Annotated in this window: 20 protein-coding genes; 16 read left to right on the top strand and 4 right to left on the bottom strand. The window is 63.5% G+C overall.

Features of this window, described 5'->3' with window-relative positions:
- Nucleotides 1-34: 34 nt before the first annotated feature.
- Nucleotides 35-1,027: a cobaltochelatase subunit CobS gene (cobS, locus tag ASS64_RS12285; RefSeq protein ID WP_067694830.1), complete on the bottom strand. Its 993-nt coding sequence runs from the start codon at nucleotides 1,025-1,027 to the stop codon at nucleotides 35-37.
- 108 nt (nucleotides 1,028-1,135) lie between these two features.
- Between cobS and ASS64_RS12280 the strand changes: the two genes are divergently transcribed.
- The 4 genes from ASS64_RS12280 to ASS64_RS12265 all read left to right on the top strand — a co-directional run bounded on the left by ASS64_RS12280 (nucleotide 1,136) and on the right by ASS64_RS12265 (nucleotide 3,503).
- On the top strand, nucleotides 1,136-1,981 hold the full coding sequence (locus tag ASS64_RS12280) for an oxygenase MpaB family protein (RefSeq protein WP_067694827.1): 846 nt from the start codon (nucleotides 1,136-1,138) through the stop codon (nucleotides 1,979-1,981).
- A 66-nt stretch (nucleotides 1,982-2,047) separates the two neighbouring features.
- Nucleotides 2,048-2,401, top strand: coding sequence for a DUF1428 domain-containing protein (locus tag ASS64_RS12275; protein WP_067694824.1), 354 nt, complete (start codon nucleotides 2,048-2,050; stop codon nucleotides 2,399-2,401).
- A gap of 15 nt (nucleotides 2,402-2,416) precedes the next feature.
- Nucleotides 2,417-3,046, top strand: coding sequence for a glutathione S-transferase family protein (locus ASS64_RS12270; RefSeq protein ID WP_067694821.1), 630 nt, complete (start codon nucleotides 2,417-2,419; stop codon nucleotides 3,044-3,046).
- Nucleotides 3,047-3,110: 64 nt separating this feature from the next.
- Entirely contained in the window at nucleotides 3,111-3,503 is a 393-nt protein-coding gene (locus ASS64_RS12265; protein WP_067694818.1) for a DUF302 domain-containing protein, read from the top strand.
- Here the strand turns inward: ASS64_RS12265 and ASS64_RS12260 are convergent.
- The gene (locus tag ASS64_RS12260) at nucleotides 3,500-4,093 is read right to left on the bottom strand and encodes a DnaJ domain-containing protein (RefSeq protein ID WP_067694815.1); all 594 of its coding nucleotides are present in this window, start codon (nucleotides 4,091-4,093) and stop codon (nucleotides 3,500-3,502) included. The genes ASS64_RS12265 and ASS64_RS12260 overlap by 4 nt on opposite strands.
- Before the next feature lie 83 nt (nucleotides 4,094-4,176).
- Here ASS64_RS12260 and ASS64_RS12255 point away from each other — a divergent pair, with 83 nt between their 5' ends.
- Together ASS64_RS12255 and ASS64_RS12250 are read left to right on the top strand one after the other, a co-directional pair.
- Nucleotides 4,177-4,425: a BolA family transcriptional regulator gene (locus ASS64_RS12255; RefSeq protein ID WP_067694812.1), complete on the top strand. Its 249-nt coding sequence runs from the start codon at nucleotides 4,177-4,179 to the stop codon at nucleotides 4,423-4,425.
- A 13-nt stretch (nucleotides 4,426-4,438) separates the two neighbouring features.
- On the top strand, nucleotides 4,439-5,329 hold the full coding sequence (locus ASS64_RS12250; protein WP_067694809.1) for a pirin family protein: 891 nt from the start codon (nucleotides 4,439-4,441) through the stop codon (nucleotides 5,327-5,329).
- Nucleotides 5,330-5,426: 97 nt separating this feature from the next.
- Here the strand turns inward: ASS64_RS12250 and ASS64_RS12245 are convergent, their stop codons facing one another.
- Complete coding sequence (locus ASS64_RS12245; RefSeq protein ID WP_067694806.1) at nucleotides 5,427-6,674, bottom strand: serine hydrolase; 1,248 nt, start codon at nucleotides 6,672-6,674, stop codon at nucleotides 5,427-5,429.
- 141 nt (nucleotides 6,675-6,815) lie between these two features.
- On the opposite strand from ASS64_RS12245, the gene ASS64_RS12240 reads away from it, so the two are divergent.
- Complete coding sequence (locus ASS64_RS12240) at nucleotides 6,816-7,733, top strand: alpha/beta fold hydrolase (RefSeq protein ID WP_067694803.1); 918 nt, start codon at nucleotides 6,816-6,818, stop codon at nucleotides 7,731-7,733.
- Here ASS64_RS12240 and ASS64_RS12235 read toward each other — a convergent pair whose 3' ends face one another.
- Entirely contained in the window at nucleotides 7,734-8,825 is a 1,092-nt protein-coding gene (locus tag ASS64_RS12235; protein ID WP_067694800.1) for a DUF2332 domain-containing protein, read from the bottom strand.
- 36 nt (nucleotides 8,826-8,861) lie between these two features.
- On the opposite strand from ASS64_RS12235, the gene hisG reads away from it, so the two are divergent.
- The 9 genes from hisG (at nucleotide 8,862) to ASS64_RS12190 (ending at nucleotide 18,803) form a co-directional block, all read left to right on the top strand.
- Nucleotides 8,862-9,518, top strand: a complete 657-nt coding sequence (gene hisG / locus ASS64_RS12230; RefSeq protein WP_067694798.1) for an ATP phosphoribosyltransferase — start codon at nucleotides 8,862-8,864, stop codon at nucleotides 9,516-9,518.
- Nucleotides 9,518-10,807 carry a histidinol dehydrogenase gene (gene hisD / locus ASS64_RS12225; RefSeq protein ID WP_198147705.1) on the top strand — a complete coding sequence of 430 codons (1,290 nt, stop codon included), beginning with the start codon at nucleotides 9,518-9,520 and terminating at the stop codon, nucleotides 10,805-10,807. Before hisG ends, hisD begins: the two co-directional genes overlap by 1 nt.
- Nucleotides 10,804-11,256, top strand: coding sequence for a transcription antitermination factor NusB (gene nusB / locus ASS64_RS12220; protein ID WP_067694795.1), 453 nt, complete (start codon nucleotides 10,804-10,806; stop codon nucleotides 11,254-11,256). The genes hisD and nusB overlap by 4 nt, the downstream gene beginning before the upstream one ends.
- A 114-nt stretch (nucleotides 11,257-11,370) precedes the next feature.
- Nucleotides 11,371-12,234, top strand: coding sequence for a thiamine-phosphate kinase (thiL, locus tag ASS64_RS12215; RefSeq protein ID WP_067694792.1), 864 nt, complete (start codon nucleotides 11,371-11,373; stop codon nucleotides 12,232-12,234).
- A 154-nt stretch (nucleotides 12,235-12,388) separates the two neighbouring features.
- Nucleotides 12,389-14,545 carry a sodium-translocating pyrophosphatase gene (locus tag ASS64_RS12210; protein ID WP_067694789.1) on the top strand — a complete coding sequence of 719 codons (2,157 nt, stop codon included), beginning with the start codon at nucleotides 12,389-12,391 and terminating at the stop codon, nucleotides 14,543-14,545.
- 125 nt (nucleotides 14,546-14,670) lie between these two features.
- Nucleotides 14,671-15,846 carry a GNAT family N-acetyltransferase gene (locus tag ASS64_RS12205; RefSeq protein ID WP_067694786.1) on the top strand — a complete coding sequence of 392 codons (1,176 nt, stop codon included), beginning with the start codon at nucleotides 14,671-14,673 and terminating at the stop codon, nucleotides 15,844-15,846.
- Nucleotides 15,843-16,721 carry a transcriptional regulator gene (locus ASS64_RS12200; protein ID WP_067694783.1) on the top strand — a complete coding sequence of 293 codons (879 nt, stop codon included), beginning with the start codon at nucleotides 15,843-15,845 and terminating at the stop codon, nucleotides 16,719-16,721. Before ASS64_RS12205 ends, ASS64_RS12200 begins: the two co-directional genes overlap by 4 nt.
- A gap of 16 nt (nucleotides 16,722-16,737) precedes the next feature.
- Complete coding sequence (locus ASS64_RS12195; RefSeq protein WP_234002393.1) at nucleotides 16,738-17,769, top strand: GNAT family N-acetyltransferase; 1,032 nt, start codon at nucleotides 16,738-16,740, stop codon at nucleotides 17,767-17,769.
- Complete coding sequence (locus ASS64_RS12190; RefSeq protein WP_067694780.1) at nucleotides 17,766-18,803, top strand: hypothetical protein; 1,038 nt, start codon at nucleotides 17,766-17,768, stop codon at nucleotides 18,801-18,803. Before ASS64_RS12195 ends, ASS64_RS12190 begins: the two co-directional genes overlap by 4 nt.
- Nucleotides 18,804-18,818: the final 15 nt, after the last annotated feature.

The raw sequence follows: 18,818 nt of genomic DNA, 5'->3' as shown, positions 1-18,818 counted from the left end.
CCCAACAACACAGCGATTGATAGAGGACGCAACCTTAACCCTTGCCAACCACGCTCTCGGGGAGGTCCTCGCCGAACACGCGCTGATAGTATTCGGCCACCAGCATGCGCTCTTCCTCGTCGCATTTGTTGAGGAAGGACAGGCGGAAGGCAAAGCCGACATCCTTGAAGATGGCGTAGTTCTGAGCCCAGGTAATGACCGTACGCGGGCTCATCACCGTGCTGATATCGCCATTGATGAAGCCCTGCCGCGACAGATCGGCAACCTTGATCATGTCGGCGAGAATCTTCGGATCGATATCCGGATTCTTGGCCTCGACGATCTTCTGCTCTGTTTCCGCGGGCAGATAGTTCAGGCCCACCACGATGTTCCAGCGGTCCATCTGGCCCTGGTTGATCTGCTGCGTCCCGTGATACAGCCCGCTCGTGTCGCCCAGCCCGACCGTGTTGGCAGTAGCGAACAGGCGGAAATGCGGATCGGGCCGGATCACGCGGTTCTGATCCAGCAGAGTCAGCTTTCCCTGCTGCTCGAGCACGCGCTGGATAACGAACATCACGTCCGGGCGGCCCGCGTCATATTCGTCGAACACCAGCGCGACCGGGTGCTGCAGCGCCCAGGGCAGCAAGCCCTCGCGGAATTCGGTAACCTGCAATCCGTCACGCAGCACGATGGCGTCGCGGCCGACGAGATCGATACGGCTGATATGCGCATCGAGGTTGATGCGGATACACGGCCAGTTGAGGCGCGCGGCGACCTGTTCGATATGCGTCGACTTACCGGTGCCGTGATAGCCCTGCACCATCACGCGGCGATCATGCGCGAAACCGGCGAGGATCGCCAGGGTCGTGTCCGGGTCGAAGACATAGGCTTCGTCGAGATCGGGCGTGCGCTCGTCGGGCTTGGAAAAGGCGGGTACCTGCCAGTCGATATCGATCCCGAAGGTCTCGCGCACATCGACGGTGGTGTCGGGCGCGGCGAGGACGGTTTTGGCAGCGGCGTCGAAGGTCTTGTCGGTCATATCATTCATCGCGCGAAGCGGGTTAGACGGATGGATAGGTGGCTGCAAGCAACGAAATTGCATCACGGCCCAAGCTCCCCTCGACACGGTCAGCGCACCACCGCATAGTCGCTTCCCATGCCGCCGACGCCACTATCCGAACGTCTCCGCCTCAAGCTCGTCGAGCGGGTCCGCGGCGTATTCAACGATGTGGAAAGCGGGCAGAAGCCCGTACCGCCCTCGGACGAGGCGCTGTTCGCAAAGGACAGCCCGATCCGCTTGGTGCACGCAGACGTTGTCGGAATGATGGTCGGCGGCATCCGCGGGCTGCTACTGCAAATGCTTCACCCCCATGCGCTGCAGGGGGTGCTCGACCATTCGAATTTCCGCAGCGACATGCACGGTCGTTTGCGGCGCACCGCGCGGTTCATCGCAGTCACCACCTTCGGACATCGCGACGACGCGATGGCGGCGATCGAACGGGTGAATCGCATCCATGCAGGGGTTGGCGGCACCCTCCCCGACGGCACACCCTACTCGGCGACCGACCCGCGTGTGCTGGCCTGGGTCCACGTGGCAGAAGCGACCAGCTTTCTCGCGGCGTATCTTCGCCACGTGCGGCCCGACATGCCCGGCGAGCAACAGGACGAATACTATCGCCAGTTCGCCGTCATCGCGCTGGCGCTGGGCGCCGATCCCGTGCCGACGAACCGCCGCGAGGCCGAAGCGATCTTCCGCGAGCTGCGGTCGGACCTGACATCATCACAAGCAGCACGCGAGGTAGCCGATCTCGTCCTCAACCAGCGCCCCGAAGGAACGCCGCCAGCCGTGCAGGCCCTGCTCGGGGCGGAAGCAGTCGCGTTGCTGCCGCCCTTCGCTCGCTCGATGTTGGGGCTCGACCGCCCGGGCCTCGCCGCCATTCCCGCACGCGCCGCGACCTGGGGCATGGGCAAGACGTTACGATGGGCATTCCGGCAGGGTTAGACCGGAGTAGGTACCGCCCGACTCGTTGCGAATGTGCTATGGCTCACCCGCGAGAGGAGAACGGGCATGTATGTACAAGGATTCGTGCTCCCGGTCCTGCCTGGCAAGAAGGACGCCTACATCGCCATGGCAAAGCAGGCGGGGGAAATGTTCCAGCGCTATGGTGCCCTCGAGATCGTCGAGGCGTTCGAGGACGACGTCAGGGATGGCGCGCACACCGATTTCCGCAAGGCGGTGAAGGCCGAGGATGGCGAGCATATCGTGTTTTCCTGGGTCGTGTGGCCCGACAAGGAAACCTGCGTCGAAGCCGAGAAACAAATGCAAGCGAATGAGGAAATGGAGCCATCCGACGATATGCCGTTTGCCGGCAAGCGGCTGATCTATGGGGGCTTTACACCGATCTACACACTGGGACGCTGAAGAAAGACGAACATCATGGCCGACTATACGCTGTTCACCAACCCGATGAGTCGCGGGCAGATCGCGCGCTGGGCACTGCACGAGGCGGGCGCGGATTACGACACGCAGATCGTAGACTGGCACGACAAGTCGCAGGAATTGCTCGAGGTCAATCCCATGGGCAAGGTCCCCACCCTCGTTCACAATCATAATGGCCACGACCACGTGATTACCGAGACGGCGGCAATCTGCCATTACCTTGCCGCCATGCACGCGCCCGAGCTCACCCCGAAGGCGGAGGAAACGGCCGATTATTTTCGCTACTTCTTCTTTGCCGCGGGCCCGCTGGAGCAGGCGATTATCGCGCGGTCGATGGGCTGGACGGTACCGGAAGACAAGGAAGCCATGGCCGGTTTCGGCACCTACGAGCGAACCGTCGACACGTTGGAAACCCTGTTTTCCGACCGCGAATACGTCTGCGGCGAGCGCTTCACCATGGCCGATGTCTATGTCGGAAGCCACATCGTCTGGGGCATGGATTTCGGTTCGATCCCCAAACGCGGCGTCTTCGAGAACTATGCGGTGCGACTACGCAAGCGAACCGCCTACGAAGAAGCACGGGCGATCGACATGAAGCTGATCGAAGAGGCGCAGGGTAAGGCATAGCGACGATCGGCTCCGGGGAACCCATCACGCTGCATTCGCTTGATCACGGGAAAGGAGGCTTCCTTTGTCCTATTACTTGTCCACCCACCTGCACGAAACTTTCGAAGACGCGATGCCTCAGGTCGAGCGCGCCTTAGCGGATCAGGGCTTCGGCATAATCACGCGAATCGACATGAGCGCGACACTCCAAGACAAATTGGGCAAGGATTTCCGCCCGTACACGATTCTCGGAGCTTGCAACCCCGAGGCCGCATATGCCGCGCTGCAACTCGAGGACAAGGTCGGCACCATGTTGCCGTGCAATGTCATCGTGCAGCAGGTCCACAAGGGTTTGGTCGAGGTGGCCGCGATCGATCCGGTCGCCTCGATGCAGGCGATCGACAATCCCGACCTCGACCGGGCTGCACACGAAATTCGCGACAAGCTGGCCGCAGCGATCAACATGCTCGGCGGCTAAGCGAGCGCGCGTGATTTCCTGAGCAATTGGTATGCTTCCACTACACGATTGAGGCGCGCCTCGTACCGCCTGTCGCCCCCGTTGCGGTCGGGGTGGTATCTGCGGACGAGTTCGGAATAACGACGGCGCAGGCGGCGGCGGTCGGTATCGAGGCCCAGCCCCATGGTCTCCAAGGCCTCGGCCTCTTCGCGGCTGTAGCGGCCGTCCATCGCCATTTCCGCTTCGCGTCGGGCGCGGCTCTTGATCCCTGCCGCCCTCGCCGAAATCGCATCGAGCGGATCGTCGAAATCGGCCCAGCGGGGCATGCCGTCGACGCCCCCCGTGGGGCGGAAGCTCGGGCTTTCGGTGCGCCAGCCTGCACTGGGGGATTGGGCTGCGAACACCTCTTCCGCGCTCATCCCCTCGAACCAATCATAGCCCGCGTTGAACTCGCGCACGTGATCGAGGCATAGCCAGCGCCATTCACCCGGTCCGTCGAAGCCGTGCCCGCGTCCGCCCGGCGCGCGGAATTCACCCGCTTCCTGGCAGGTTGGATGCGCGCACACCCTGCCGCTGTCCTGGTACCGTCCGTGAAACTTTGTCTGCCGCATTCGTTCTAGAATGGGGGCGCAAAGCCTGTAAGAAAACCCTCGAGAGGAGATTCGAACTCGTGCCAGAACCAGTGCAGCAGGAAATGGAGCGCCTTCTGACCGAAGCCTTCGACCCGACGCGACTCGAAGTAATCAACGACAGCGCCCAGCATGCAGGCCATGCGGGCGATGATGGCAGCGGCGAATCCCACTTCACCATCGTGATCGAAGCGACCGCCTTTGCCGATAAATCCCGCCTCGACCGCCAGCGCATGGTCAACAAGGCGCTGGGTGACATTCCCGGCGAACGGGTCCATGCCCTCGCCATCCAGGCTTCGGCCCCCACGAGCTAGGAGCCGAGCGAAGATGAGCCAGATCGATCAGGTCCTCACCCCGACCACGCACGATCTCGGCCAGTTCGAAGTCAGGCGCGTGCTCCCGGCCAAGGCGCGAAGGATGGTCGGCCCGTTCATCTTCGTCGACCAGTTCGGCCCTGCCCAACTAGACCTCGGCAAGGGTATGGATGTCCGCCCGCATCCGCATATCAATCTCGCCACGGTAACCTGGCTGTTCGAGGGCGCGATCGATCATCGCGACAGCATCGGTAGTTTCTCGACCATCAGGCCCGGGCAGGTCAATCTGATGACCGCCGGCAAGGGTATCGTTCATTCGGAACGTTCGCCTGCGGCCGAACGCAAGGCGGGGCCGAAGCTCTACGGCATGCAGACATGGCTCGCCTTGCCTGACGGGCGGGAAGAGATCGATCCGGCCTTCGAAGCGGTCAAGGACCTCCCAGTCATCGAGGACGGGCGCGCCAAGGCCATCGTCATCATGGGCGAATTGTGGGGCGAGCGCGCACCGACCACGACCTATGCCGACACAATCTATGCTGAAATCGTGCTCGGCGCCGGCGGCGCGATACCGCTGGAAGAGGATGCCGACGAGCGTGCCGTCATGCTGGTGGGGGGCGAGGCGTGCGTCGATGGGCACCTACTGAACGAATTCGAACTGGCGGTGCTGCAACCGGGCCGCGACATGACGCTGGAAAGCAAGAGCGGAGCACGCGTGATGTTGCTGGGCGGCGAAGCGTTTCAGACTCATCGCCACGTCTGGTGGAACTTCGTCAGTTCCAGCCGCGATCGGATCAACCAGGCCAAGGAAGACTGGCGCGAAGGCCGCTTTGCAGCGGTACCGGGCGACGAGAAGGAGTTCATCCCCCTGCCCGACGGAACGCCGAAGACGATCACCTATCCGTGAGGGGGCATTCATGAGTTTCGAAAGCAAGACCGCCTGGATCACAGGCGCGAGCAGCGTCTCGACTTCGCTCGACGCGAACGGGGGTTAGGGAATCTCCCTACTCTTCCTCAGATGCCCCCAAATCCGGTTCCCTATAGCCATCGGGGAAGGGAATCGGCCAGCCAAAGGCCGCATCGGCTGAGAAGCGCAGCTCATAGCCCAGCGGCCGCCCGGCCTCGCCATTGGTCAGCACGATAAACCCATTGCCATGTACCGGCTGCCCTTCGATCCAGGTCTGATAATGGTCATTGGCGCCGCCATGATGAAATACCAGCATATCACCCTCGCCATTGAGCCGCGGGCCGAGGCCATGCCAGCTCAACGGCACGCGTGTCAGCATATCGGCTCTGAGCTCAGCGGTGAGGAAATCCTCATCCTGCATCAGCGCGAGGACAAAGCGCGCCATATCGCCTGCGCTGGTCCATAGGCCGGATGCGGCTATTTCCGGAAAAGATTCATAGCCGCGCGGCAGGGCTTTGGGCTGGCCATCGCTGTCATGCGCCCTGGCGATATTGCCATGGCTTTCGGGCAGCGGGCTGACAAAGGTGCTGCGCGTCATCCCCAGCGGCGCAAACACATATTTACGCGCCGCTTCGGCATAAGGCATGCCGGTTACATCCTCAACCAGCACTTGACTGACCGTTATGCCGCCGCCGGAATATTTCATCTTGCTGCCCGGTGTGAACAGGATGCGCACCGGGTCATGTTTGGCAGGTGCCTCGCCATTCAGCGTCTGCAATGCCGTCGGCAGCGCTTCGTCAGGTAGAAAATCCTCAAAACCATGCTGACTGAACCCCGAAGTGTGCGACAACAGCATGCGCAATGTGATTTTGTTGCCGCTGCTATATTCGTTTTCCGGCACTTTCCATGATGTCAGATAACGATTGATATCCGTATCGAGATCGAGCTGCCCCTCCTGCACCAGACGCAGGATCAGCGCGGCGTTGATGATCTTGCTGACAGAACCTGCGGAAAAAACGGTATTGGCATCGACCGGCGCGTCCGAAGTGGCGGATTGCACACCATAGCCCTTGGCGAAGACAATCTTGCCCTTGTCGATGATCGCCACGCCCATGCCGGGGACGCCATAGTTTTCCATACGCTGCTCGATGGTCCAGCGCTCGGCATCGGGATTGTCATACTCGCGCAAATTTTTGAGCCGCGTTTCAAACTGCGTAATCCGGGCCGCGTCGGTATCGGCTATCGCTGCGGCAGGCTGGGGCTGGGTATCTTGCGCCAATGCGACAGGTGCGCATGCGCTCATCAGGGAAAGAGCGATGATGGCTTTGGGGAGGGTTTTCGACACGAATCGTCTTTTGTTTACGTTTGTGGTTGAATTGGGTGTGTAGTGCGCATAATACACCTATGTCAATGCCGATTTATCGGTCCGGTTTTATGGTTTGATCTTGGGCTTGCAAAAGACAGGGCGAATGCGGATGGTCCCTATATGGCCGAACATATCCCGCCCTTCGACCTCACCCGCATATCCCTCTCAACCGGCGTGGAACTTGACGTCGCTCAGGCCGGTGCGGAGGACGCGCGGCCGCTGATCCTGCTGCACGGCTTTCCCGAATCGCACCGCACATGGCGGCACCAGATTGTGCATTTTGCCAAAACCCATCGCGTGATCGCGCCCGACCAGCGCGGCTATCGCGGTTCGTCCAAGCCGCAGGAGGTCGAGGCCTATACGCCCGACAAGCTGGTGGGCGATGTCTTCCTGCTCGCCGATGCGCTCGGCGTCGACACCTTTACCGTGGTCGGTCACGACTGGGGCGGCGCGATCGCTTGGGGTGTTGCCTATGCCGGGATGATGAACGGCCGGGTGACACGCGCGATCATCGCCAATGCGCCGCATCCGGTGCTGTTTCCCAAGCTGCTCTACACCAACCGCGAGCAGCGCGAGGCGAGCCAGTATTTCCGCGATTTCCGCGACCCGGCGAACGACGCGCTGGTGCGCGAGCATGGGTTGGGCGCCCTGCTGGTCAAGGTCTTCGGCGGCGGGCTGACCACGACTATGGAGCCCGAGGAACAGGCTGCCCTGCTCGAGGAATGGTCCAGTCCCGATGCGGCGATCGGCATGCTCAATTACTATCGCGCGAGCCCGATGGAGGTGTTGCCGATGGATGCCCCGTTCGCGCTGCCGGAAGGGTACCAACCGGTCCCGCTGCCCAAGCTGACGATCCCCACGCTGGTGATCTGGGCGATGGAAGATCAGGCACTGCCGCCTGCCAACCTCGACGGCCTCGACGAAGTTATCGAGAATCCCGAGGTGGTGCAGGTCCCCGAGTGCGGCCATTTCGTGCAGTGGGAGAAGCCCGATGCCTTCAACGCCGCAGCCGACGCTTTCCTCGCCAAGACCGGCTGATCAGCTGCGCCATTTGATCCATTCGCCGTGCGGATGCGCGGTTGCCAATCGGCGGCGCATGTCGCCATTCGGCCAATAGCTGACCATCAATTCGTGGCGATGCGTATCGCGATTGGCCTCGAGGCTGACCCAGGCGAGCGGCGTATCCTCGCTTGCACGGTCGCCGGCGGCTTCCATAAGCTCGACGATCCGGTCGCGCTCGGGGCGCGGGATGTACTGCCACACCACCGAATGCATCAGCACACGGGTCGTGCCTTCCTGCTGCGGTCGTTTGAGCCGATGGGCAAGAAAATCACCCGCGCGCATGCGCTCGATCTCGGGCGGGAAGGTCTTAGCCGCCTCTATCGCCGCATCCATCCGTGCAAAGCGTTCGGTGAATTCGGGCCAGATATAGGCCTTTAGGCGTAATGCCTGTGCTTCGTCGGTGAGATCGACCGGAGCGACATCGCACCCTTCCGCCCCCACGATGTCGAAACCGCGATCGGGTGGCGGATCGCCGCGCCATTCGGGCGTAATCTGCATGCGCGACGTGCTGGGCCCGACTGTCACGCCGCCCAGATCGTAGCGATAACGCCGCATCATCAGGTTGATGCCCGCACTCGAGCCGATCTCGAGCAGGTCGAAATTTCCCGGCAGGCCCTGGTCGACGAGCCACAGGAACGCCGCCGCGAAACTGGCCGAGCGGCCTGCCTCGTTCGTTTGCGGTGGTCCGTCGAGCCACGGCATCAGGAACGGTTCGTGCCGTTCGATCGCGTCGGCGACGACCTCGGTCGCGTTGGTTGGCCCCAACCCTTCGTAGATTGGCGCTAGGGCAGGCTCCTCGCCGGTCAAGTGAAGCGCATGCAATCCGCCCGCCACCCGCAGCGGCAGGGCATCTGCAAGCGCAGGCCCCGCCCAACGCCGTACGCGGCGCATCACCGCCCCGCCCCGTTCGGTGTCGAGCAATTCCCGTAGCGACTGACAAATCTGGGCCGTGATCGGCGCGCCATTTTCCCGGCAATAAGCGACCTGGTTCTCGAAGGCCCGCGCGACCGCTTCGGGTCCGGTGGCATCGGGTTCGATCACGACATACTCCGCCTTGTCGATCGCCATTGCCCTTTGCCACCCCGCTGCTTATCTGCGCATCCCATGAACGATAGCCTGACCTTCGCTGTTCCCAAGGGCCGCATCCTCGACGAGGCGCTGCCCGTGATGGCCCGTGCCGGCGTGGTGCCGGAAGACGGCTTTCACGACAAGGCCAACCGCTCGCTGACTTTCGCTACCACGCGCGACGACATGCGCCTCATTCGCGTGCGCGCCTTCGACGTGGCAACCTTCGTCGCGCATGGGGCGGCGCAATTGGGCATCGTCGGATCGGACGTGATCGAGGAATTCGACTACGCCGATCTCTACGCCCCGGTCGACCTCGACATCGGTCACTGCTACCTCGCCGTGGCCGAACCCAAGGAAGGCGGGGCGAGCGTCGATGGTGCAAGCCACCTGCGCGTGGCGACCAAATATCCCAATCTGACTCGTCGCCACTTCGAACGGCAGGGGATCCAGGCGGAATGCGTGAAGCTCAACGGCGCGATGGAGATCGCGCCCGAGCTAGGCCTCGCAGGCCGGATCGTCGATCTCGTTTCCACGGGGACGACGCTGCGCGAGAACGGGCTGGTCGAAACCAGCCGTATTCTCGACATCTCCGCGCGCCTGATCGTCAACCGCGCGGCGCTCAAGACCGATCCGCGCGTCGCCGCGCTCGTCGAGGCGTTCCGCGCCGATGCGGCCCGGCGCGAGGCCGCCTGATGCAGCTGCTGCGGATTTCGGACGACGGCTTCGAGAAGGCCTTTGCCCGCGTGGTGCGTAATCGCCGCGAGAGCGACCGGCAGGTCGGGCGCGACGTGGCCACGATGATCAACGAAGTGCGCGAGCGTGGTGACGATGCGCTGGTCGAATACACCGCTCGCTTCGATAATCATGGTCTTGGTACCGACAGCGATTGGCAGATTTCGGCGGAAGAGTGCCGCGCCGCCTACGACGCGCTCGATGCCGACCTGCGCGAGGCGCTGGAGACGGCCGCGAGCCGCATCCGCGCCTATCACGAAGGCCAGTTACCCGAAGACCGCGACTATACCGACGATATCGGCATGCGTCTCGGCGCGCGGTGGACTGCGGTCGATGCTGCGGGGCTATACGTCCCTGGCGGACGCGCGGCCTATCCATCTTCGCTGCTGATGAACGCCATCCCCGCCAAGGTCGCTGGGGTCGACCGTCTGGTGGTGACGACACCCACGCCCAAGGGCGAGGTCAATCCGCTGGTGCTTGCCGCCGCGCATATCGCGGGCGTCGACGAAATCTGGCGCGTCGGCGGCGCACAGGCCGTGGCAGCGCTGGCCTATGGCACCAAGCGGATCGGCAAGGTCGACGTGATCGCGGGGCCGGGCAATGCCTGGGTCGCCGAGGCAAAGCGGCAGCTCTATGGCGTGGTCGGGATAGACATGGTGGCCGGGCCGAGCGAAATTCTTGTCATCGCGGACGCCAATAACGATCCCGAATGGATCGCCGCCGACCTTCTCAGCCAGGCGGAACACGATCCGACCAGCCAGTCGATCCTGATCACCGATAGCGAAAGCCTCGCCCGGCAGGTCGAGGATGCGATCGACCTTGCGCTGATGAAACTGCCGACCGCCAAGACCGCCAAGGCCAGCTGGGACGAGCACGGGCTGATCGTGATCGTCGATCGGCTCGACCAGGCCCCCGCCCTGTCGGACCATCTGGCCGCCGAGCATGTCGAACTGATGGTGGACGAACCGCAAAAGCTGTTCGACGCCATGCGCCATGCAGGCAGCGTGTTCCTCGGCCGGCACACACCCGAAGCCGTCGGCGACTATATCGCCGGGCCCAACCACGTCCTTCCCACCGGGCGCCGCGCCCGCTTTGCCAGCGGATTGTCGGTGCTCGATTTCATGAAGCGCACCAGCTTTATCGACGCGTCGGAGGCCGCGCTTGCGGCGATCGGTCCGGCGGCGGTCAGGCTGGCGGAGGCGGAAGGCCTCCCCGCGCATGCGCTATCGATTTCGACGAGACTGAAATGAGCCAGAATCCCAAGTCCCAGGCTCGCAGCGCCGCCCGCCTCGGCGCCGTGCAGGCGCTCTACCAGCAGCAGATGGAGGGCACCAAGCTCGCCAAATTGCTCGACGAATTCCACCAGCATCGGCTGGGCCGTGTGATCGAGGACGAGGAATATGCCGAGGCCGATGTCGATTTCTTCGACGACCTGGTCAGCGGCGTCGATGCGAGGCGCGAGGAAATCGATGCCAAGCTGACCGCAAGGCTTGCGCAGGGCTGGACGCTCGCTCGGCTCGACAAAACCATGCTGCAGATCTTGCGCGCGGGCTCTTACGAACTGCTAGCCCGCCCCGATGTCCCCAAGGCCAGCGCGATCAGCGAATATGTCGATGTCGCCAAGGCTTTCTTCGACGATCGCGAGGCGAAATTCGTCAACGGCATCCTCGACGCGGTGGCCAAAGAGGCCGGGCGCTAGTTTTCACGTCCGCTCGTGGTGAGCATGTCGAAGCATCGTCCTTCTGTTGGTGAGCACACCGCCTGATCAAAAGCACGGCCCTTCGACAAGCTCAAGGCGAACGGATAGAGGGCGATTGTGCACGAGACTGGATTTATCGCCGCCCTCAAGGCCTTGGCCAGCAGCCCCGCCGCGCGCGGGCTCGATGATGATGCGGCAGTCATCGCGATCGGCAGCGAAACGCTCGTCCTCACCCATGACACGCTGGTTGAGGGCGTCCACGTTCGCGAGGGCGAGGATCCCGCCGATATCGCGTGGAAGCTGGTCGCAGTGAATCTCTCGGACCTTGCGGCAAAGGGTGCGGAGCCGGTCGGCGTGCTCGTTTCGCACATGCTTGGCGCCGATGACGACCGGTTCGTCGCGGGCCTTCGCGAGGTTCTTGATGAGTACGGTACACCCCTGCTCGGCGGGGACACGGTGCGGGCCGACGGGCGCCGCGTGTGGGGCTGCACTGCAATCGGCAGGGCCACGCACACGCCCGTGCCCGACAGGCGCAATGCACGCATCGGCGAGGCGATCTATGTCACGGGCACGCTGGGGCGAGCAATGCTCGGGATGTCCGAACGCGGTTCGGGCGACGTAAACGATCGCGCCTATCGTCGACCTCGCCCGCTCCTGACCGAAGGGCGCAAACTGGCCCCGCATGTCGGCGCGATGATGGATGTCTCCGACGGACTGCTACTCGATGGCTGGCGCATGGCGCGTGCCAGCGGGGTCGGTTTCGCGCTCGAGAGGGAGGCGATCCCCGTAGCCGACCCCGCCCGCTTCGACGACTGCATCCGCTGGGGTGACGATTACCAGTTGCTGTTTACGGCGCCGGCATCGATCGAGCTGCCCGTGCCAGCCGCAAGGATCGGCATCGTCGAAAGGTCCGATCCGGTCCTCTTGCTAGACGGACGCAATCTACACCCCGAAGACGGCCTCGGCTACCAGCATTGATCGCTTGCGCGCGGCCCTATCGATAAGCGCGGATTGCTGCGTATTTCGACCTTGTCACGCAACAGATGGCCCTTATACCTCTCGACCCATGTTCCGGCGCTTCCCGCGCCGGGTCGCATAATCAATAAAACCAATCGGGAGGGGGAATTTCTTCGTGGACCTTGTTCTCATAGCAATTTTGCTGGGACTGCTGGCCGTACTGTACGGCTTCGTCACCAGCCGCCAGGTGCTCAAATCGGGTGCTGGCAACGAAAAGATGCAGGAAATCGCCGGCGCCATTCAGGAAGGCGCGCAGGCCTATCTCAAGCGGCAGTATACGACGATCGGTTTCGTCGGCATCGTCGTCGCGGTGCTCGTATACGTCTTCCTCGGCATCGTACCGGCCATCGGCTTCGTCATCGGTGCGATCCTGTCGGGCGTCGCGGGCTTCATCGGAATGAACATCTCGGTGCGCTCGAACGTTCGCACGGCCGCCGCCGCGCAGAGCGGGCTGCAGCAGGGGCTCACCCTCGCCTTCCGCGCAGGCGCCATCACCGGCTTGCTCGTGGCAGGTCTCGCCCTGCTCTCTATTGCGGTCTTCTTCTGGTATCTCGTCGGTCCGGCCGGCTTTGCCGCCGATAGCGACGCAGTGGTCTACGGCCTCGTCGGTCTCGCCTTCGGTGCATCGCTGATCTCGATCTTTGCGCGTCTTGGCGGCGGCATCTTCACCAAAGCCGCCGACGTCGGCGCCGACCTGGTCGGCAAGGTCGAGGCAGGCATTCCCGAAGACGATCCGCGCAACCCCGCTGTCATCGCGGACAATGTCGGCGACAATGTGGGCGACTGTGCCGGCATGGCCGCCGACCTGTTCGAGACCTATGTGGTGACCGTCGGCGTGACCATGGTCTTGACCGCGCTGCTCTTCAGCGAAGTTTTGGGCGACCTGCTTATGCCCATGATGGCCCTTCCGCTGCTGATCGGCGGTGCATGCATCCTGACCAGCATCATCGGCACCTACTTCGTCAAGCTCGGCAAGGGCGGCACCAATGTGATGGGCGCGATGTACAAGGGCTTCATCGTCTCCGCGGTCCTCGCCATCCCGCTGATCTATTTCGTCATCAGCTATGCGCTGGGCGGTATGGGTACGGAGATCGGCGGCGCTGTCGCGGGCATTGATCCTGGGGCTCCGCTGGCGGAAGAAGGCACGGCCGAACAGGTCGTCGGCTTCACCGGCATGGACCTGTTCCTGTGCTCGGTCATCGGGCTCGCCATCACCGGCCTCATCATCTGGATCACCGAGTATTACACCGGCACGAACTATCGTCCGGTGCGCTCGATCGCCAAGAGTTCGGAAACGGGCCATGGCACCAATGTGATCCAGGGGCTGGCCATCAGCCTTGAATCGACTGCGCTGCCCACCCTCGTGATCGTGGCAGGCATCATCGGCACCTTCCAGCTCGCCGGCCTCATGGGCATCGCCTATGCGGCGACCGCCATGCTGGCGCTCGCGGGCATGGTCGTGGCGCTCGATGCCTACGGCCCGGTGACGGACAATGCGGGTGGCATTGCCGAAATGGCCGGTCTCGACGACAGCGTTCGCGAGAAGACAGACATGCTCGACGCGGTCGGCAATACGACCAAGGCCGTGACCAAGGGCTATGCCATCGGTTCGGCGGGACTCGGCGCGCTGGTGCTCTTCGCAGCCTACACGACCGACCTGGCGAAGCTGTTCCCCGATGCCGATGTCGATTTCAGCCTCGAGAACCCATACGTCATCGTCGGCCTGCTGCTCGGTGCGCTGCTCCCGTATCTGTTCGGTGCGATGGGCATGACCGCCGTGGGCCGCGCTGCCGGTGACGTGGTGGTCGATGTGCGCGAGCAGTTCGCTGCCGATGCGGGCATCATGGCCGGCACTTCCAAGCCGAACTATGCCAAGACCGTGGACCTCGTGACCAAGGCTGCGATCAAGGAAATGATCCTGCCCTCGATGCTGCCGCTTCTGGCACCCATCGTGGTCTATTTCGCGATCCTCTTCCTTGCGGGTCAGGAAAATGCCTTCGCCGCCGTGGGCGCATTGCTGCTCGGCGTGATCATCGGCGGGATCTTCGTCGCGCTGTCGATGACCGCGGGCGGCGGCGCGTGGGACAATGCGAAGAAGTACATCGAAGACGGCAATCACGGCGGTAAGGGTTCCGAAGCCCACAAGGCCGCGGTAACCGGCGACACCGTGGGTGATCCTTACAAGGACACCGCGGGTCCGGCTGTGAATCCGATGATCAAGATCACCAATATCGTGGCGCTGCTTTTGCTCGCGGCGCTTGCAGCCGGCTGATCTTCATATCCAACCGAAACGAGGGGCGGCGGTACCGACGTGTATTGCCGCCCCTTCCTTTTCAGCGCGTTAACCGACTTTAAGCGCCTTGCGCCTATGCTGCGCGCAATTTGGAGTGGGGTCCAATGACGCGCATAGAGGAACTTGTCGGCAATCGATGGCACGGCGCGCACGTGCAGGGCCGTGCGTGCGCGGAGCTGGAGGAGGGGTTCACTGTAGCTCCATGGCCTGAGGTCGTCGGCAGGAGCTTCACGACGCACTGGGATGAGCTTGCCACGACATGCGCCACTCCCAATCCGTTTTTCGAGCAGTGGTTTCTCGAACCGTCCCTGCGCCAGTTCGATCCCAAGGCCGAGGTCAACCTGGCCACGCTCGTGGTCGACGGGGAACTCGTCGGTCTGATGCCGATCCGGCGTGACGGCAATTATCACGGAACGGCCCTGCCCCATCTCGCCAACTGGCTGCACGCCAATGCCTTTTGTGGCGAGCCTTTGGTGGTGCAGCGACATTCGCGCAGGTTCTGGGATGGGATGCTCGGCTGGTGCGATCGCCATGGCCGCACGAGCCTGTTTCTCCACCTGGCGAACCTTCCCTGCGACGGTACCGCCTATCGCACGCTGCACGAAATCGGCAGGGAATCGGGTCGCAGCGTGAAGGTCGTGCAACGGATCGAACGCGCCGCCTTGCGCGCGGGATTGTCACCGCAGGAACATCTCGCATCAGCCCTCGTCAAGAAGCGCCGCAAGGAATTGCAGCGCAAGCACCGCCGCCTGGCAGAGTCCGGAGCGTTCCGTTTCTCCCGCCAGCGAGGCGACGATGATCTTGTCGCGTGGATCGACGAATTTCTCGATCTGGAAAGAGCCGGCTGGAAGGGCGCGCAGGGATCCGCACTGGCCAGCCATTCGACCACCGAAGCGTTGTTTCGCGACAGTCTTGCGGGCGCGGCCGCGCGGGGGCGCCTCGAGAGGCTTGCTTTCCATCTCGACGACAGGCCCGTCGCAATGCTGTGCTCTTTTGTCGCACCCCCGCTCTGTTTCGGTTTCAAGACGGCCTATGACGAGAACCTGGCGAAGCTCTCGCCGGGAATGCTCCTGCAAGTCGAGAACCTCGCCGTCCTGGAGCGCGAAGACATCGAACTGTCTGATAGCTGCGCCACGCCCGACCATCCGATGATCGGGCAGATCTGGCCGGACCGGCGACGGATCGCAATGCTGTCGGTCGGCATCGGGGGGCGGATCCGCCGGAGCGTCGGCGCGGCCCTTTCCGCCATCGAATTGCGCAGGATGGAAACCCGCGCATGACCCGTCACGATAGCTCGATTTCCGCCCGGTCATCGCGGGTCTTCCCACCCGAATCGCGCGCCGCCTTCGCACGCGATTATCCCGAAACGCCACATGTCCTGCGCCATCGGCTTCGCGCGGAAGAGCGCCTGACACTGGACGCGCTCGCCGCTCTGGGTGAGGCGCTTCCGCCCGCCTCCATCGAATACAATCGTGGCGATCTGCCGGTCGGGGTCGAAGGCAAGCCCGACGCCAACGGCCTCACCATCGGCGAAACGATCCGCCATATCGTGACCAGCAACAGCTGGGCGGTGCTCAAGAATATCGAGCAGGTGCCTCAATATCAGGCGCTGCTAATGGACCTGCTCGACGAGCTTCGTCCGACGATCGAGGCGACGACCGGCGACATGCTGACACCACAGGGCTTCGTCTTCATCTCGAGCCCCAATGCGGTCACGCCCTATCATTTCGATCCCGAGCACAACATCCTGCTGCAATTGCGCGGTAGCAAGGTCATGACGCAGTTTCCCGCAGGCGATCCTGCCTATGCGCCGGACACCGTTCACGAGACTTACCACCTCGGCGGCCCGCGCGAGCTTCCGTGGCACGATGGCTTGCTCGCCGGTGGCACTCCCTTCGCCATCGAGCCGGGCGAGGCCGTTTACGTTCCCGTCATGGCGCCCCATTTCGTGCGCAACGGATCGGAACCCTCGATCTCGCTGTCGATCACATGGCGCAGCGAATGGAGCTATGCCGAAGCCGGCGCGCGCTGCTTCAACGGCATCGTTCGCAAGCTGGGCGTCAATCCGCGCGCTCCGGGCCGGTGGCCGGCGAGCAACCGTGCAAAATCTCTTGCCTTCCGGGCCTGGCGCAAGGCCTTCGGCACCGCGGGATGAAATGATAATGGGGGCCATGGTGCCAAGCGACCAGCAGGCCTGCGATGCCGCCATGTTCGATGCACTGGCTCAATCCGGGCAGTCGAATCGCTCTTTCCTGCGCAGCCGGTGGTTCACTGCGGGCGCACGCTCGCCTGATGAAACCCTAGTGCTGCGAGACGCCACGGGTGCGCCATTGGCGGCGATCGCCCTCGCCGAACGACGCAAGGGTCCATTGCGCCTGCGAGAGGTCGGCGGGTGTTATTGGCCATTCCGGGGGATACCGATTGCGGAGGACGCAACGGCCGAAACGCTCGCGCCTGCACTTCGCTCCGAACGCCAGAGGCTCGGGGCCGTCTGGCGGCTGGGTCCGGCCGAAGACGCTGATCCGGCGCTCGCAACTTTGCTTGCCGCCGCTCGTCAGGCAGGATGGACGGTGCTTTCCCGGCCGCTAGGGCAGGTATTCGAACTCGACCTTGCAGCGCTTGGCGATGGGGGCGATTGGCCTTCGTCCAAGACCAAACGCAAGAACCGCTGGCGTAAGCGGCGGCTGGAAGAGGATGGCGGACCGCTACGCACCGAGGTCTTCTCGGGTAGCGACTGGACCGCAGATCAGCGCGACGCGATGGCCGCGATCGAAGCGGCAAGCTGGCTCGGCAAGCTCGACGATGGCGGCGACACCAAATTCCGCGATCCGGCCAGGCGCCGCTATTGGGAAGAGCTGTGCGACGACCCCGTGCTCGCCGACATGCTGTTCGGCAGCCTCATGTGGATCGGCGAGGTCCCTGCAGCCTTCACTTTCGGCGTCGAGGCGGGCGATACGCGCTACTACATCGCCAACAATTTCGACGAGCGGTTCACCAAGTTCGGTCCGGGCCGCGTGCTGCTCTACGACGATTTCGCCCGTGCAGCGGATCGCGGGATAGCCCGGATCAGCTGGGGTCTCGGCGATGCCGGCTACAAGGGCGAGATGGGCGCGCAGCCCGGCCCAGAGATGGTAGACTTGCTGTTCGTGCGCGGGCGGCTGCCGGCAATGCTCCTGCGCCGCTGGTGGGAGCGTCCACAATGACCCGCTCCACCCTCGCAATCCTCGGCGCTATCGGCCTGCTTGCCGCCTTCCTGCTGGGTATGATGGCCTATGAGCAGCTGGCCTTCGGCTGGCCCTTTGCGCGCGAGGAAGCCCCGCTGCACACCGGCTGGCACTGGCTCCGCCGCAGCGTCAACGCCGTGCTCTGCGCCGCGCTTGTCATCGCCCTTGCCCGCGCCCGCCGACATGGCGAACCGCTTTCCCCGGGTGCTCTCACGCTCGCCTGGCTGGTTGCAGCGCTTACCGCGGCGGCCACGCTACTGCTTGTCGCCAGCCCCGCAACCTATGCCCGCGTCGGGGCGGAAGACAGCGCGATCGAATGGCTCAGCGCCCTGCTCCTTTTCGCCGCTGCCACCGCCATGGCAATGCGGTTCCTCGATCTGCGTCGCACGGACCCCGCCACCCCGTTCCGCCGCCTTCACCTGCTCGGCGCGGCAGGTTTCGCCCTTCTGTTCCTGCTCATGGGCGGCGAGGAGGTGAGCTGGTTCCAGCGCCAGATCGGTTTCGACACGCCCGAGAAGATTGCAGCGCGCAACTGGCAGGGCGAATTCAACCTGCACAACTTCCAGACCGACCTCACCGAACTCGTCCTCTATGCGGGCACCGGCCTATTCCTGATGCTCCTCCCGCTGGTTCGCGAAAGCGCACTCGTCCGCTTGCCTATCGTCCGGCCTTTCGCCGCCTTCCTGCCGGACCGCACCGTGGCCGCAATCTCCGCGCCGATGCTGGTCTTCACCTACAGCCACTGGACGCTGCTACCCGTGCAGGCGGCCTTCTGGATCGGGCTGTTCGCCTGCATCGCCTTCGCCCGAAGCGCGGCAAGCACTCGCGAGCGGGCGCTGTGGAGCGTGTTCGCGCTGTGGGTCGCGCTCGGCCAGCTGCTCCACCTTCTTCTCGGCCACACCATGGTGATGATGTACGACAGCTCCGAATATCGCGAGCTGTTCCTGTGCCTCGGCCTAGCCGCCTATGCTTTCCGGCAATGGCGCACGGGTGGACGCTTGACGCAAACGTAAAGCGCCCGCAAAGCT

It is taken from the genome of Erythrobacter sp. AP23 (assembly GCF_001542855.1).
Lineage (GTDB): Bacteria > Pseudomonadota > Alphaproteobacteria > Sphingomonadales > Sphingomonadaceae > Qipengyuania.
This window is presented reverse-complemented; position numbering and strand designations above follow the sequence as displayed.